The organism is Paenibacillus peoriae, from assembly GCF_022531965.1.
Taxonomy (GTDB): domain Bacteria; phylum Bacillota; class Bacilli; order Paenibacillales; family Paenibacillaceae; genus Paenibacillus; species Paenibacillus polymyxa_D.
Genome location: NZ_CP092831.1, coordinates 706,671 through 722,667 on the forward strand (window position 1 = coordinate 706,671; position 15,997 = coordinate 722,667).

A 15,997-nucleotide genomic window follows, 5' to 3' on the forward strand; every position below is an offset into this window, starting at 1 on the left:
GAATAGAGATGAAAAAAACATTACTAACCTTGTCTGTGTTGGCACTTTCTACTTCACTGCTTGCCGGATGCGGCGGTTCGGGCAATAATTCTGCGGCATCCGAAGATTACAAGCTGGAAAATGTTACTCTGCCGCTTAAAGAGAAAGTTACTTTGCATTTTATGACTCAAAGCTCGCCGCTGGCACCTTCCGATCCAAATGAAAAGTTGATTTATAAAAGACTGGAAGAAAAAACAGGGGTGCATATCGATTTTACCAACTTCACCTCCGATTCCTTCATTGAAAAAAGAAACCTTGCTGTTGCCAGTGGAGATCTTCCAGATGCCATACTGGATGCCGGATATTCCGATTACGATTTGTTGAACCTCGGAAAGGATGGAACTATTATCCCTTTAGAGGATTTGATTCAAAAATATATGCCCAATCTGCAGAAGGTATTAAAGGAAGCGCCTGAGTACAGATCCATGATAACCGCACAGGACGGGCACATTTATGCCTTTCCTTGGATTGAAGAACTGGGTTCTGAGAAGGAGAGCATTCATTCTGTAAACGACATGCCATGGATCAATGTGGAGTGGCTGAAAAAGCTGGGACTTAAAATGCCAAAAACCACCGAGGATTTAAAAAAAGTTCTGCTCGCATTTAAAAATGGCGACCCTAACGGAAATGGCCAAGCGGATGAAATCCCGCTGTCCTTTATGCTCAATAACGGCAATGAGGACCTGAATTTTCTGTTCGGATCATTCGGTCTTGGGGACAACGGCGATCATACGGTAGTGACCAATGAGGGGAAAGTGGTCTTCACTGCCGATCAGGACGGTTACAAAGAGGGGATTAAATATCTTAATGAGCTGTATAAACTGAACCTGATCGACGAGGAATCATTCGAGCAGGATTATAACACGTATCTAGCCAAAGGTCAGAGTGAAAGATATGGCCTCTACTTCCAATGGGATAAGGCGAATATTTCAGGAGACAACGATAAATATGAACTGATGAATCCGCTCGCCGGACCAAGCGGTGAAGTCAATGTGACCCGCACGAACAATCTCGGCTTTGACCGGGGGAGAATGGTGATTACCAGTGACAACCAAAATCTCGAGCTTACGGCAAAATGGATTGACCAGCTGTATGATCCTATCCAGTCCGTGCAAGACAACTGGGGTACCTACGGCGACAAAACTCAGCAGAACATTTTTGAATACGATGAAGCGAGTCATATGCTGAAGCATCTTCCGCTTAAGGGAACGGCCCCTGTCGAGCTACGGCAAAAAACGAACATCGGTGGTCCATTAGCAATTCTTGACGAGTATTACGGAACGGTTACGACTAAGCCCGATGATGCAGTGGGACGGCTTAAGCTCATGAAGGAAAGACTCGTTCCTTATATGAAGGCTGACCATAATTTCCCGAAAGTCTTCTTCTCTCTGGAGGATCAGAAGCAGATCTCCACATTGGAAACCGATTTGTTTGCTTACGTTAACCGCAAGCGGGCGGAATGGATCAAGACGGGTAAAGTGGAAGAAGAATGGGCCGAATATAAAGCCGAGCTGTCCAGACTGGGGCTAGATAAATGGCTGGAAATCAAACAGAAAGGCTATGACAGATATCTCAAAGATCAAAGCTGAAACATTTAAATGGTAGTATTTCAAATTCATTTGCAAACGAGCAACTCAAATTATTATGTTAAATACCTTATCAACAATCAAGAGGAGAGCGGATACTATGAAAGAATTAAACCTAACGGACGACTATAGCGGCAGAAAGAGAAAAAGTAACTATAGTGAGAAGTACAGGCCTCAATTTCATTATTCACCGGAGAAAAATTGGATGAACGATCCCAACGGCATGGTTTACTTTGAAGGAGAATACCACCTGTTCTACCAGCATACGCCCCATGATACGCAGCCTGATTTTGGCAACATGCATTGGGGGCATGCGGTAAGCAAGGATCTAGTGCATTGGACTGAGCTTCCACCAGCGATTCCACCTGGGGAGGACGGAGCGATCTTCTCGGGGAGTGCGGTGGTGGATAAGAACAATACCAGCGGATTTTTCAAAGAGGAAGGATCAGGATTGGTGGCCATTTATACAAATGAGGGCAACAAGGCTCAGCCTGGAAAACCGCAGGTGCAAAGCATTGCTTACAGCAAGGATAAAGGTCGAACCTGGACAAAATATGAAGGTAACCCGGTTTTATTTCCAACGGACACGCTAGACTTTCGTGATCCGAAGGTGATTTGGCATGATGAATCATCAATGTGGATCATGGTTCTTGCCGTAAGGGACCGTGTAGAATTTTACACATCTCCAAACCTGAAAGAATGGTCTTTTGCAAGCGAATTCGGTTCCGACATTCCACATATACACCGAGGGATATTTGAATGTCCTGATATATTTCGAATCCAAGTGGATGAGGATCCTAATACCACGAAGTGGATTCTGATGCTAAGCGTCGGGGATAGAAATGGTGTGAATCCAGACGATCCGGAACCACCGGCAGGCGGTTCTGGCATGATGTATTTTGTAGGCAACTTTGACGGTAAGTCGTTCACGCCAGATGAAGCGTTGGAATCCATCGATACTATCAAATGGGTAGACTATGGATCAGACTTTTACGCGGCCGTGTCCTGGAATGGCATTTCGAACGAAGACGGACGAAAGATTTGGATCGGCTGGATGAATAATTGGCGTTATGCTACCACGCTTCCTTCAAAGGAATGGCGTGGCAAGACATCAATTCCCCGGGAGCTACAGCTAAGGACTTATCCCGAGGGACTTCGCCTAATCCAAACACCCATAAATGAATTAAGTCAGCTAAGAAAACCGATTTTGTCTCTACAAGACTTGACGATTAAGCCAGATATGAACGTGTTGTCTGATATTTCCGCAGCCAAGGCAGAAATTATTGCAGAATTTGAAATCGGTACTGCTATGGAATTCGGGTTTAAAGTACGGAAGTCCGCCAATCAGGAGACGATCATCGGATATAATATCTCGAATGAGGAATTGTTCGTCGATCGGACGAAGTCGAGCGCCACTGATTTTCATTCAGATTTCACAGCAATACACAAGGCCACTATGAAGCCAGAGCATGAGAGGATACAGTTGAGCATTTATCTGGATTGGTCAAGTGTCGAAGTCTTCGGCAATCATGGAAAAACAATCATTTCAGACATGATTTTCCCGGACTTCGAAAGTAAGGGACTAGAACTCTACGCCATTGGTGGAGAACTGAGGGTCGTGTCGCTTCAGATCAATGATCTGGTAAGCATTTGGGGAAATGAGAATGTTTAGACAGTAGTTATGATTATCATTCCAATTGAAACGTTCTTACAACAGAACCCGTTAAGCAGCGGCTTGATTCGACGAAATGGTTACAGCCCGATTGCTTATATCCGTATCTAAACTGGTCTCCAAAACTAATTAAAGTATTATCTTATGCCTGGACACGTAACCTCCCGTCGGCTCACAACCGTACCGGGGGTTCGTATCCTTAGAAGTTAGCAGAAATCGAAAGACTAACACGGAGAATTTCATAATATAGTTTTACAGTGGTAAGAGGGCGTAAGAATCTTTCCTTGCATCTTACCTATAATAATATGATGATTGACAATAAGATCATATTCTTTTCCCAAGGGGGTACCTAGTTCTTGTTCTCAGTTCGGGACAAGAACTTGCAGTGGTTATGAAGTCGCCAATTTGGCGGCTTTTTGTTTTACAGATAAATGATATTGTCTTGTGTTAAGACAAGGGCAATTAAGCGTTTGAATTAAAATAATGGGGCTGGGTATGCTAAATTAGCAAATATGGAATTTCTTGATTTTCATGAAAGGGTGAGACCGTCATCATTCTGCAAAAGGTACTAACTTATCTTATTAAACCGGATATATGGTTAGGAACTTTTTTCCCATTTGCTCTTCCGTTTGGAGTATCAAGAGTATTTCAATGGTTGCATACAGGGAACGGGAGAAATTTACACTGGTTCAGCTTTGATCAAAAAAAGTTTCATGAAACAAGAAATACCTCAACTAGTCGTTCCTTTTACAGCAGATCTAAATCAAAATTTGCTGGTGATGAAAGAAATCATCGGGCATAACTCAGAGAGCCTCTGAAAAGAAATATTACTAAAGTTGAAACTGAAAGAAACCATCTGGCTAGACGTGAAGTTGAACTGTTGAAAGAGATAGATACTCTTAGAACGCAAAGAACAGAATACAGAAGAAAACTAAGAGCTAGATCCAAAGAGTTTGGGGCAGTTTTACAGTTCAGTCACAATTCCTAAGTTATTAACCCTTCTCGATGAAAGGCCTAAGCTTAGCAATGTGTTTGCATTCTATCAGTTAGATAAATTCAATAGAAGGTACAATAAACTAAAATTAGCAGCTAGAGAGGTATTAAAACAGGAAAGAATAAAAAGACTACGTGATGAAGCTTATAAGGAGAAAATGGCTGCTGGCTATAAAAAAGTTAACGGATATATCGTAAGTGATGAGAGATGACTGGTACCTCTATGATCCAAACAATATTGTATACCTCATAACAGACTCAAAAATTAAATTAATTGAAGATTTACCAGCTACTGCATCTTTGTATTTAATGATGGAACTGCATATGTTTTTTATATCCATTTTGAAACGGAGAATAAAAAAGAAAATGAGAAGTATATTGTAGCGATCGGTGAAGGATTAACCGAGATTCATAAATATATGTTGAACAAAGAAAGTTGCCAACCGGCATTTTTTGTGCCCTTTTTTGTATCTTTAGGGTTACTCGATGGTAAAATAATGTATACAAGTGGATGTATTTTTATGCATTTAAGCAATGTGGATATTCTCATTAATTATGACACCACACAGTGAGTAACGGTAATAATTGAGACTGATTTGGTTGATAACCGAGACATTTTTGGGTATATGTTTGAGACATTTTTAAACCAGTAGAAACAAAGCCCCTTGTTTCTATTGGTTTTTTGTGTTTCTATTTACTCTATATATCCTATAAATGTTAACATATGGTATTATCGATATCGAATCCAAATTACGATCATAATTGATACTTTTCGTAAAGGTGGTTTGGTTATGGATTGGAGAAGTTGGACGTGGAGTTTGGAAGATGAGTTAATAAAATCCCCAAGTGTTGTACAAATCTCTTCAACTGCAATTTTGGAATACATAAGATGAAAACCTGCTTGTTCTCCATGGATTCTCAGGCTACTAAGCCTGCTGCTACGAAGCCTACAGGAAGTAGACGAAAGAGCGCTGCTGATGATAAGAAGACCGAATAAGGAGAGCGTGCCATGGAAGTCCGATCCGGACAATTCGCGTAGCAGCCATTGGCAGAAAAAAAGGGTTGTCCCATAAGTCATAAAAATGACTAGGGACGTCCTGTTCTCCAATTGTAAAACAATAAGAAACCGTTCCTGGGTAAAATGGAGGTACCACCCGACCATTTGAAAGGATATGGTTTCTTTGTACATTCAATATACCATTATGAGATAAAAAGAGGAGTTACGCAGGACTATCCCTCATCCATGTTATGTGGCTTTGTGGCCAGCCCCTCAATTAATGTCTATTAGCTCTTAAACCTTCAATAAATATGCGGTGTAATCCATCAAGAACTCGTTGGCTTGTAAAGCCTTCATCTTGGAGATGGTAATCGATATTGTGAAGCACGGCCAGCAGGGCTTCAATAGTATATGAAATGTCCACCCCGGATACGTCTCCCTGTTCAACGGCCTCATTTAGCAGATCTCTGCTTATATTGCGCATCCATTGACATAACGGAGATTGTAACGGACGATGCCCGGTTGAGGCCCGGCTGACCTCACAGAGCCAAGGAACTTTCGCCTCTAAAAAAGAGACATATCTTACGATTACATGGTAAAGCCGGACCAAGGCAGCGGTTTCTGGGGATTGATCAAGAAATGCTTGAACTTCATCAAACAAAGGTTGGTATTCTTCATACGCGATCTCCTGACATATGTCGCCCTTATCCGAGTAGCGGCGGTATAGGCTTGCTTGTCCTACTCCAGCAGTCTTCGCAATCTGATGCATATTGACATTGTCAACACCTTTTTTGATGAAAAGTTCTCTAGCCGCCGCCAAAATTCGTCTTCGGTTTAACTCCTCTCTGGGAATTTTCAGAGAGACAGATTGCGATTCTGAATTCACCATAAACATCTCCCTTCATCATTAATTTAACTGTTATTTAACACGAAAAACGGACAATATGTCCGTTTTTTGTGTATAGGACATGTTGTCCGTCTTCATAATTATAATACATTTCGTGAAAAATTAAAAATACATTCATTTGGGTGACCGATGAGCTTTTTTTATTTCTTGGTATAGTGCTTTTTGTAAATTGGAGGCAAATGCGGTTCAATGCCCGATAGGTCCAGTTCCTTTAAACTTGCGATCGTATGAATAAACTGCTCGTATGCTTTTTTCTTGTCGCTCGTCGTATCTGTTCCGGTTTCGGTTGATGCTTTCCTGCTAACTTCAGAGTTAAGTTGCTTTTGATCCATAGATTACCCTCCATCAAATATAGTCAGGCTTACAAATCCGGATGTCTCTTGTGCCAGTCTGTATTCATTTCATAAGTATTGCCGATACCTAGTACTGTCGCTTCTTCGAAGGGGCGGCCAATCAATTGCATATTAATCGGCAGACCGGAAGGTGAGAAGCCGCAAGGCATGCTCAGGCTAGGCAAGCCAGTCAAATTGGTCGGAACCGTAAATGAGTTCAATCTGAATACACTAGCATCATCATCTGCACGCGGCGCAGTGATCGGTGTTGCCGGCGTCAACAAGATGTCGATTCCGGACAATGCATTCAAAAAATCATTGACAATTAGTTGCCGGGCCCGCTGAGACTGAAGGTAAATGGAAGCCGGAATATCTCTACTGCTTTCAAGAAACATTCGGACGTCCGGTCCATACTGTTCCAATTCTGTCTCAAGCCACTTCTCGTGGTACGAGTACATTTCCGTCATCATAATGGCCATCGTCGCACTTCTAACATGTTTGATCAGGGGCAGGCTAACTTCGATGATTTCTGCTCCCAGTTCTCGGAATTTATTGATAGCGGCCTTCATCGCAGCTTCCACTTCCGGCATCAAATCCTCGTAATAGTAGCTTGTCGGCAATCCGATACGCACACCCCTGAGACCATTCGGATACATCTTGATACCTGGCGCAGGCAGATCGACAGTCGATTCATCCTTTGGATCGAAGCCAGACATCACATCCAAGCACAGGGACGCATCCATGACACAGCGGGTCAACGGACCCGAGTGGTCCAATGACCAGGCCATTGGAATGATACCATACCGACTGACCCGACCGTACGTCGGCTTCATCCCTACGACACCGCACAAAGCAGCGGGTATGCGGATCGAACCTCCGGTATCCGAGCCTGTGCCCAGATAAGTAAGTCCAGCTGCTAAAGCAGAAGCCGAGCCGCCGCTTGAACCTCCCGTTACAAGTTCAGTGTTCCACGGATTGAGGCAAGGACCGAAGTGCGGGCTAGTTGTTGTCAATCCCGCAGCGAACTCGTGAGTCTGTACTTTGCCTAGCAGAACTGTTCCAGCCTCATGTAGCTTAGCTGCAACCGTCGAATCGTAATCGGGGACGAAGCTGTTCAATATTTTTGAACCGGCAGTTGTTCGGATCCCTTTAGTGTAATATAGATCCTTATGAACGATGGGAATCCCGTGAAGGGGCCCTTTGTACCGACCATGCATAATATCGCGTTCCGATTGCTTCGCTTGTTCAATCGCCAGTTCGGACGTTTGGGTAACGAAAACGTTCAGTTTCGGATTCAAACGTTCGATGCGGTGAAGCGCATGTTCTGTAATCTCTACCGGGGATATTTCCCTTGTTCGGATCCCCTCGGCCAGCTCATGAATAGCAGCAAAGGACAGTTGGAAATTTAATTTACTCATCTATTCATCCTCCGTATCTTTCGGACATGTCGTAAGTCTACCAAACTAATTACCATAGCTTCCGCTAGGATTTGCTTTTCTTGCGAATAAGTATGTCAGGATTGCCAACAGGGAAATGGTAAAATAAACAACAGAAAAAGGCATCTTTAGATCAATCAGTCGGCCGACCAGCGCAGGGCCGAATGCTCCGCCTAGGAGATAGGCCAGTGTGAAAATACCCATCCCCACACCCAACTCAGCCGAACGGAGTGTCGTCGAAACTAAATTGCTGCTAGAGGTGAGGACACCGTTGAATCCAATCATAAGGATAATGATCAATAAAGCGTCGATCCATGGCGGCAAATGTACGGATACCCCCAGTAGTATAAATCCGCTGATGACGAGACTTTGCGATATGACAAGCACACGGGAGCTTCCGAAACGATCTGTCCAACCTCCGATCCGGGATCCGAGCAAGGCTGCACAGGCGGCACCGGGAAGCATCAGCAGACCGATTTTACTAGTTGGTAAATGAAAGGAATTCTTCATCATGACAGGAAGAGTAAAGGTTAACCCCGTGTTGCATACGAAGGTAAGGAATCCAATCCCTAGAATTCGTCGGTAAGGAGCATTTTTCATGAAAGATGCATCGATAAATGGATGTTCTTTTTTCTGAATATGAGTACCGAACCATAGAAGAACTGCTGCTCCTGCAATGAGCATAAACCAATAGTTCGTAACCCCTAGCAATACCAACGCCAGTCCCGCGGAGAACAAAACAGCTCCGAGAAAATCGAATGAACCGCGGTCGTGTTTCTTGTCAGGAACATACTTGAATATCAAAGGGATAACAAATAGGCTCAGACTGGACACGATGAACAAAGCACGCCAGCCAAAGTATTGCTCTACGAAACCGCCGAACACAGGCCCGAAGCCGGAAGCAAAGGCAATTGTGGCGGATAAGGTTCCCAGCACCCGTCCCTTGACTGTAGGCTTAAAATACAGGGTTACTGCCGCATAAGACAGGGGAGAGATGGATGAGGCCCCTGCTGCCTGCAGTAGTCTTCCAATGATGACTTGCAAGTATGAAGCTGCAAAAAAGCCGATCATAGAGCCGAAAGCTAAAAGGATTAAACCAATGACATACAGCTGGCGAAAGGAAAAGGACTCCGTTAACTTGCCGTAAGTACCGGCGCCGATAGCCATCAAAATGCTGTAACCGACCATAACCCAGCTCACCTGCGAGGAGGTCAGGGCAAAGTCAGCGGAAATCGAAGGTATAGACAAATTAAACATCGTCATATTGATGTTTCCGAAAATAATGAGCAAGCAAAGTGTCCCCATTAATTTCCGCTCATTGCCGGATAAAGCCATTGATTGAGTATCCATAGCCTGTCTATCCATTACAGGAAGTCAGGAAAGGTGCGGCATTTTTGCGCCTGATCTCTATCGTGTCCCAAGAAAACATAGGACGGCCGAACATCCTGAATTAACTCCTGCATGCGAGTAATCGATTTGGCAGCCATCTCTTGATCGAATGTCAAGAACGGTACGCTATTCTCGAAGTTCTCCCGAGTATAAGCAACATCAATTGTCAGTAGCACTGGACCCGACTTTTCCGTTGTGACAAGGACTGATTGATGGCCAGGGGAATGACCCGGAGTGAATAAAATTTGAACCCCCGGAATCAATTCATGGTCACCCTCAATGATTTGATATTGTAAATCGGGCAGCCTGCACTCTAATGGAGAGTAATCCTCATTGTTTATGGCCGCATCATACTCTGCCCTTTGAATAAGGATCGGCGTATTGCGGAAATGCCCGTTTCCCCCAGAATGATCCAAGTGTAAATGAGAGCTAATGACCATTTGAATATCGTCAGGTCGATAACCGACACGCTTTAACACATTTACGATCGAGTCGCCGTCAGACATGTTGGGGACGACGCGCCCTTCACGTCTAGTCCCCTTGTAGTAATCGGGATTGTTGATAAAAGCGTCGGGCATTCCCGTATCGATGAGTATCGGCCCGCTGGTCGTTTCCAATAGAAAAGACCACACAGGCATTCCGACTAATTTCCCGGGGGCAAGGGTTCGATTAACTGCCGATTGATCTAGGAAACATTCACCTACAGATAAAAAATACAATTTTTTGATATGCATCCCAGTTTCACCCTTCGTATTATAAATTCGGACAGTTTGTCCGTTTTGTTTTGATTATATCGGACAAATTGTCCGATGTCAATTTGTCATCGGCGGTTGGGCATCGGCAAAAGCCTTACACCTGCAACAATACGCCAAGCTAAAGAATGTCGCCTAGGTGGAGTGCAAAGAAACAACGGGGCTGCGTTTGTACCAAATGCTAACGAGAGCACGACAGGAGATTACTGTTGTAATCTATAAAAACAAGGATATGCTGAATGCCTGTTTGAAGATAATGGGCTTAAAATGATTGATTGTAGTCAGGAGATAACAATGTTTCGGTTCAGCCATCAATCCGGCGGTAGAGGAGAACATCCGGTTTGAAGTGTTGAGAAATGAATCGGGATTTGAAATTAAGGTTTTTGATCGATTGGTAAAGTTAGATAAAGAACCTTTTTCGACTGTAGATCAAGGGGACTGACCCCATAACGTGAGACAAATCAAAACACCTTCAAGAGAATCAAGCCATGTCGTAAGATATGGAGATAACCTTGGAGGTGTTTTTACGTTGGCAACGAGAGTGAGTTACCCCCTAGAAAAATGCAAGCGATTGAATTGAGATTGGCAAGAGTTCCGGTAAGAGAGGTTATGGAGCAACTGGGAATACGAATAAGACACAGCCAAATCACCAGCTTCACTGATAGCGACATCTGGATTGAGATATTCACTCCGAATAATATTAGGATTTTTAATAGTGTGACATTTTGACACTACCGTATGTGACAGAAAAATACTTAGAATCATAGAGGCAGTTTAACACATTAACAATAAACGAGGAGGGGAGATTTTCATTGTGTATGATAAAAAAATAAAGAGGCGTGAAAGGGGAAACAGGTATGACCTATTTATGAAAAACAAACCAGTAACAAGAGTGTTTTAAGGAAAAGAAGTAATTTCTAGGGTTAACATACATGTGAAAAGAAAGGAATTTACCGTTTGTTAGGACACAATAGCGTTTGTGAAAATAATAATGAGTAAAGATAATTGCAAATCCACTCTTGCCCTAAAACAGCAAATAACTGCCGATACAATATGAATAGAGGAGAAGAATATCTTTATGAAAAAGCATTGTCAAATTGCATCTACAGGTTTAGTCCTTTTAATGGCTGGAAGTTCTCTGTTATACACAACACCAACCTCAATTGTAAAAGCGGAGTCTATTCAAAATGTATCTAGTCCGTTACAAACAAGCACTCAAAGTGAACGTAATTCCGTCAAAGAGGCAATGCGGGATACATTGCAACTTGGATATCCTGGGATACTTGCTAAAACTTCTGAGGGTGGAAAAACATGGAGTTATGCCGCTGGGTTAGCGGACCTGAGCACCAAGAAACCAATGAAAACAGATTTTCGCTTTCGCATTGGTAGTGTAACGAAGACATTCATTGCAACAGTTCTACTTCAATTATCTGAAGAGAACCGCTTGAATCTAGACGACTCCATTGAAAAATGGTTGCCTGGTGTCATTCAAGGAAACGGATATGATGGTAACCAAATTACTATCCGGCAGATATTGAATCATACAAGTGGTATCGCTGACTATGTAAATTCAAAAGACTTTGATTATACGGATACAAAAAAATCGTATACGGCTGAAGAATTCGTAAAGATGGGGATTTCTCTTCCCCCAGACTTTGCCCCAGGAAAGGGTTGGTCTTATTCAAACACAGGATACGTAATACTGGGGATCCTTATTGAAAAAGTAACTGGAAACAGCTATGCGGAAGAGGTTGAAAATCGGATTATTGAACCGCTTGATTTGTCAAATACATTCCTACCTGGCAATTCAAGCGTGATTCCAGACACCAAGCATGCCCGTGGCTATTTCCAACTAGACGGAGCAAGTGAGCTAAAAGACGTTACTTATATTAACCCAGGTAGCTCGGATGGAGATATGATTTCTACTGCTGACGATTTAAACAAATTCTTCTCTTACTTACTCAGTGGTAAATTACTGAAGGAACAGCAACTAAAACAAATGCTTACTACAGTTCCTACAGATAGAGAAGGAACCGGATATGGTCTTGGGATCTTTGAAACTAAGCTTCCAAACGGTGTCTCGATATGGGGACACAAAGGTAGAGTTCTAGGGTTTACCACTTTTGCTGGTGGCACACTTGGAGGCAAGCATACATTGGTCGTCAATTTGAACAGCTTTAAAGCTGATAGTCCTGATCCATTTAAAAATATTTTACTTGCTGAATTTAACAAGTAGGAAAAAGGAAAAAAATGGTTTAAACTGGGCTCCTTAGAGCATGTCAAAAAACTAACAAGTAAGTATTTTAGGAGGGTATTATGAAAAAGAAAATGATTATTGCACTTGGTGTTTTTGCTATAATACTGACTAATTTTGTAGGAAGTACTTATGCAGACTCGAAAACAGGAGTTTCTGTTACAGCTCCCTACAATACAAATCAAATAACGGAATGGTTAGAAATGCATGCAAAGCCTTTAAAAACAACTAATCCAACTGCATCTTTTAATGATTTAAAACCACTTAAGAATATGGTAGGTTCAGCTTCAATTGTAGGTTTAGGTGAAGCTACGCATGGGGCTCATGAAGTTTTTACAATGAAACAACGCATTGTTAATTATTTAGTATCTGAAAAGGGATTCATCAACTTAGTTTTAGAAGAGGGATGGGACAGAGCTTTGGAGCTTGATCGATATGTTCTTACTGGTAAGGGAAACCCAAGCCAACATCTATCACCTGTATTTAACACAAAAGAAATGTTAGATCTACTTAGTTGGATTCGACAATATAATGCTAATCCAGAACATAAATCTAAAGTGCGTATCATTGGGATGGACATTCAATCAGTAAACGAGAATGTTTATAATAATATAATAGAATATATAAAAAGAAACAATTCAGATCTTGTGCCTAGAGTAGAAGAGAAGATAAAAGGTCTCATTCCTGTAACAAAGGATATGACTACTTTTGAGAGCCTTACAAAAGAAGAAAAAGAAAAGTATATTTCAGATGCTAAACAAATCAGTGCTTTATTAGAACAAAATAAAAGTTATCTGAACGGAAAATCCAAAGAGTTCGCATGGATAAAACAAAATGCTCGTATTATTGAACAGTTTACTACAATGTTAGGAGGGACATCCCCTGATAAACCATCGGATTTTTATTTGAAACATGATATTGCAATGTATGAAAATGCGAAGTGGACTGAAGAACATTTAGGGAAAACCATAGTTTGGGGACATAATGGACACGTTTCGAAAACAAATATGATTCCATTTATATACCCTAAAGTAGCTGGGCAGCATTTAGCAGAATATTATGGAAAACGGTATGTATCTATTGGAACATCAGTTTATAAAGGACAATATAATGTTTATAATAATGATGGTGAATTTGGCCCATATGGAATATTAAAATCAGATGATCCAAACAGTTATAATTACATTTTTGGACAGGTCAAAAAAGATCAATTTTTTATTGATTTACGTAAGGCGAACGGAGTGACAAAAACTTGGTTAAACGAACAACATCAAATTTTCGCTGGAATAACTAAAGAAGGCCCTGCTATACCAAAAACTGTTGATATATCATTAGGTAAAACGTTTGATATACTTGTTCAAATTCAAAAAGTGAGTCCATCTCAACTACATCAATAAATTTGTAATAATGTGGCTTAACGAAGTGTTGTATTGATGATAGTGTTAAGTGTCAATAGAGGTGTTTAAAAATGTCAGCTAGGTTATTCCATTAAAAGATCATTAGATGGAATAAATGTTTTCGAATTAGAGACGATGTTGGGTAGAAGCACATTATTATCAAGTTAACAAAATAAATCCGAATTGAAACAGCCTCTATCCTGCAGGTTCAATCTGACTGAGCACAACTTGCACGAGTCTGTTCATTTGTATCGGGTCTGCCCAAGGGCAGACTCTTTTTTGTACAAGAAAAAGTCCATCTTATAATCGTCAGCTTGGTTTTTTGTGAAAATAAGAGAAACAACTAGCAGCAATACAAAAAGCTCGAACCGTTCAGTTAGCCAAAGAAAATCAGAATATATCATTTTAGATGTGAAAACCACCGGTTTAGATGGCGACTCTGAGATCGTAGAGATTGCAATTATTGATCTTGACGAAAATCCTCTTTTTGAAACGTTAATCAAGCCGGTATCCCTCATTCCAGAAGAAGCGACCGCCATCCACGGAATCACAAACGAAATGGTTGAAAATGCTCCAAGCTCATCGCTAAAAGAAGAGTTGTAAAAGAGGATGCTAAAAATACGGGTTGAAGGAATACCTGAAGAGATTGATCAGTTTTTGGAGCACTTCGAGGACTATTACAGAGTGCTGAAGCGTTCAAAGGCCTATCAGAACAGAAACAGTGAATATGTTCGTGTTTATGTTGATGTAAGCAGTCCAAACGATCAGCCTCTAAAAGCTTAGAGGAAACAAATTGCGGTTTGTACCATTTTCGCTGGTATTACCCCATTTTAACGTACATATTTTTATATATTGATAAAAGAATCGAAATTACAAATATTGGATTTTGGTATACAACTTTATTGTCCAAAATAAAGTTTTAGACTGATCCGACAAATGCAACAGCGGCAGATAAGGACGCGAAAATAAATTCCTAGACTGGCCGCTGTTGTGGTCAACATTCAACTATCGTGTCCTGTTAGCCTAATAACTCTGCAGTTTGTAAGAAAGCGTTCAGCCGCTCCTTTTGAAGAAGATGATGACGGTAATGCATCTCCACCATCGTGAACCATTCGACCGCGTTTAACGCGCCGAAGGCTACGGCCGGATGAGTCGCCTTTCGCTGCAGCCGCTCTGGGTCTATGTTCTGTAGCGACGCCCCAATCTCATGCATGCGGCGCCTTGCTTCCTCCAGCTTGGCGACAAGCTGCTCCTTGCTTTCTGGCTGTGGGGGCGTATATTGCAAGTCGGCCGGTACTTGAATGCGAACCGGTGGGAAGCTCCCTTGCTCAAACACGGCATGACCGGCCTCCGTCTTCCCGTCGCCCTCCTCGTTGCCGCCACCGAGCGCCATGCACTGCTCCGCAAGACGGAGCTGCAAGTTCAGCGTGGAATGAGGCAGATGCAGGTACATTTGCCCAAGCGACCATTCGTTCTCGCTTGGCTTGCGACACAGTTCCGCCAGACTATACTTGTCCAGCTCCCGAACATAATGCTTCGAAATCTCGTCGAACCTTACCAAAGTATCCTTAATCCCTATGTTCTTGTTCATCAAGACCATCTCCTCGAATACTGAATTACTCTCATCATATGAGAGGGTTCAAGAAAAAAGCATATTCGTAGTTTATACCTTTAATACTTTATTTTCCAGTCTAAGACTATATTTTCTAATTACACGGGCGCAGTCGCTAGCGCGCCGATCGCAAAGCTGGACTTCATTCCGGAAGAGATGGGGAGCGCAACTGCAGTCGCGCATGCGGGCCGCGCGTCGCCAGTCTATAACTTATCTCAGTCTAGTTCTTTATTGTTTAGTCTAAAACATTATTATTCGCTAACAATTGACAATGAAGAAGTAGTATAACTTCGAGTCAATGAGTTCTCACTAATTATGAAGATGATCGTTGAATTATCATCTGACATGCATCTGAGGAAATGAGACTGCTTAGACTTTAGTTTACCATTATCATTAAAATTGAAATGAATTTACGACAGAGCCTATTAAGCAGTGGCACGATTCGACGAAATGGTTACAGCCGCAGGCAATACGGTGTAAGCTTCTTCAGGAGGATTTTTGCTCATTTCTATGATGTAATGATCAACAAATTCGCTATCATATCCTTGTTTTTTAGCGTCTTCTTTGACCAGTTCTTCTGTCGCCAAGGAGATTCTTAGAGGGAGACAAATCTGAAGAATAATCCATAAGA

13 protein-coding genes are annotated in these 15,997 nt (G+C 42.0%); 6 read left to right on the forward strand and 7 right to left on the reverse strand.

Going from position 1 to position 15,997, the window contains the following annotated elements:
* Nucleotides 1-8: 8 nt before the first annotated feature.
* Both MLD56_RS03235 and MLD56_RS03240 read left to right on the forward strand, forming a co-directional pair.
* The gene (locus MLD56_RS03235; RefSeq protein WP_029515922.1) at nucleotides 9-1,628 is read left to right on the forward strand and encodes an ABC transporter substrate-binding protein; all 1,620 of its coding nucleotides are present in this window, start codon (nucleotides 9-11) and stop codon (nucleotides 1,626-1,628) included.
* A 97-nt stretch (nucleotides 1,629-1,725) separates the two neighbouring features.
* Nucleotides 1,726-3,297, forward strand: a complete 1,572-nt coding sequence (locus MLD56_RS03240) for a glycoside hydrolase family 32 protein (protein ID WP_029515921.1) — start codon at nucleotides 1,726-1,728, stop codon at nucleotides 3,295-3,297.
* A 2,267-nt stretch (nucleotides 3,298-5,564) separates the two neighbouring features.
* Here MLD56_RS03240 and MLD56_RS03245 read toward each other — a convergent pair.
* The 5 genes from MLD56_RS03245 to aiiA all read right to left on the reverse strand — a co-directional run bounded on the left by MLD56_RS03245 (nucleotide 5,565) and on the right by aiiA (nucleotide 10,085).
* A complete protein-coding gene (locus MLD56_RS03245; protein ID WP_029515918.1) occupies nucleotides 5,565-6,176 on the reverse strand; it encodes a TetR/AcrR family transcriptional regulator in 612 nt (203 codons plus the stop codon).
* Between the two features lie 158 nt (nucleotides 6,177-6,334).
* Nucleotides 6,335-6,526, reverse strand: coding sequence for a hypothetical protein (locus tag MLD56_RS03250; protein WP_029515917.1), 192 nt, complete (start codon nucleotides 6,524-6,526; stop codon nucleotides 6,335-6,337).
* Nucleotides 6,527-6,555: 29 nt separating this feature from the next.
* Nucleotides 6,556-7,944: an Asp-tRNA(Asn)/Glu-tRNA(Gln) amidotransferase GatCAB subunit A gene (locus MLD56_RS03255; RefSeq protein ID WP_029515916.1), complete on the reverse strand. Its 1,389-nt coding sequence runs from the start codon at nucleotides 7,942-7,944 to the stop codon at nucleotides 6,556-6,558.
* A 45-nt stretch (nucleotides 7,945-7,989) separates the two neighbouring features.
* A complete protein-coding gene (locus MLD56_RS03260) occupies nucleotides 7,990-9,312 on the reverse strand; it encodes an MFS transporter (RefSeq protein ID WP_029515915.1) in 1,323 nt (440 codons plus the stop codon).
* Between the two features lie 14 nt (nucleotides 9,313-9,326).
* The gene (aiiA, locus tag MLD56_RS03265; RefSeq protein WP_029515914.1) at nucleotides 9,327-10,085 is read right to left on the reverse strand and encodes a quorum-quenching N-acyl homoserine lactonase AiiA; all 759 of its coding nucleotides are present in this window, start codon (nucleotides 10,083-10,085) and stop codon (nucleotides 9,327-9,329) included.
* Nucleotides 10,086-11,181: 1,096 nt separating this feature from the next.
* On the opposite strand from aiiA, the gene MLD56_RS03270 reads away from it, so the two are divergent.
* The 4 genes from MLD56_RS03270 to MLD56_RS26085 all read left to right on the forward strand — a co-directional run bounded on the left by MLD56_RS03270 (nucleotide 11,182) and on the right by MLD56_RS26085 (nucleotide 14,537).
* Nucleotides 11,182-12,339 (forward strand): serine hydrolase domain-containing protein, encoded by a 1,158-nt coding sequence (locus tag MLD56_RS03270; RefSeq protein WP_029515913.1) that lies wholly within the window; start codon nucleotides 11,182-11,184, stop codon nucleotides 12,337-12,339.
* Between the two features lie 80 nt (nucleotides 12,340-12,419).
* Nucleotides 12,420-13,754, forward strand: coding sequence for an erythromycin esterase family protein (locus tag MLD56_RS03275; RefSeq protein ID WP_029515912.1), 1,335 nt, complete (start codon nucleotides 12,420-12,422; stop codon nucleotides 13,752-13,754).
* Between the two features lie 324 nt (nucleotides 13,755-14,078).
* The gene (locus MLD56_RS03280; RefSeq protein WP_080658578.1) at nucleotides 14,079-14,357 is read left to right on the forward strand and encodes a 3'-5' exonuclease; all 279 of its coding nucleotides are present in this window, start codon (nucleotides 14,079-14,081) and stop codon (nucleotides 14,355-14,357) included.
* A gap of 6 nt (nucleotides 14,358-14,363) precedes the next feature.
* Complete coding sequence (locus tag MLD56_RS26085) at nucleotides 14,364-14,537, forward strand: DUF3970 family protein (protein ID WP_080658577.1); 174 nt, start codon at nucleotides 14,364-14,366, stop codon at nucleotides 14,535-14,537.
* Nucleotides 14,538-14,772: 235 nt separating this feature from the next.
* Here the strand turns inward: MLD56_RS26085 and MLD56_RS03285 are convergent, their stop codons facing one another.
* Together MLD56_RS03285 and MLD56_RS03290 are read right to left on the reverse strand one after the other, a co-directional pair.
* Entirely contained in the window at nucleotides 14,773-15,345 is a 573-nt protein-coding gene (locus MLD56_RS03285; RefSeq protein ID WP_029515910.1) for a DinB family protein, read from the reverse strand.
* 446 nt (nucleotides 15,346-15,791) lie between these two features.
* On the reverse strand, nucleotides 15,792-15,953 hold the full coding sequence (locus MLD56_RS03290; RefSeq protein ID WP_161626974.1) for a hypothetical protein: 162 nt from the start codon (nucleotides 15,951-15,953) through the stop codon (nucleotides 15,792-15,794).
* Between the last annotated feature and the right edge of the window lie 44 nt (nucleotides 15,954-15,997).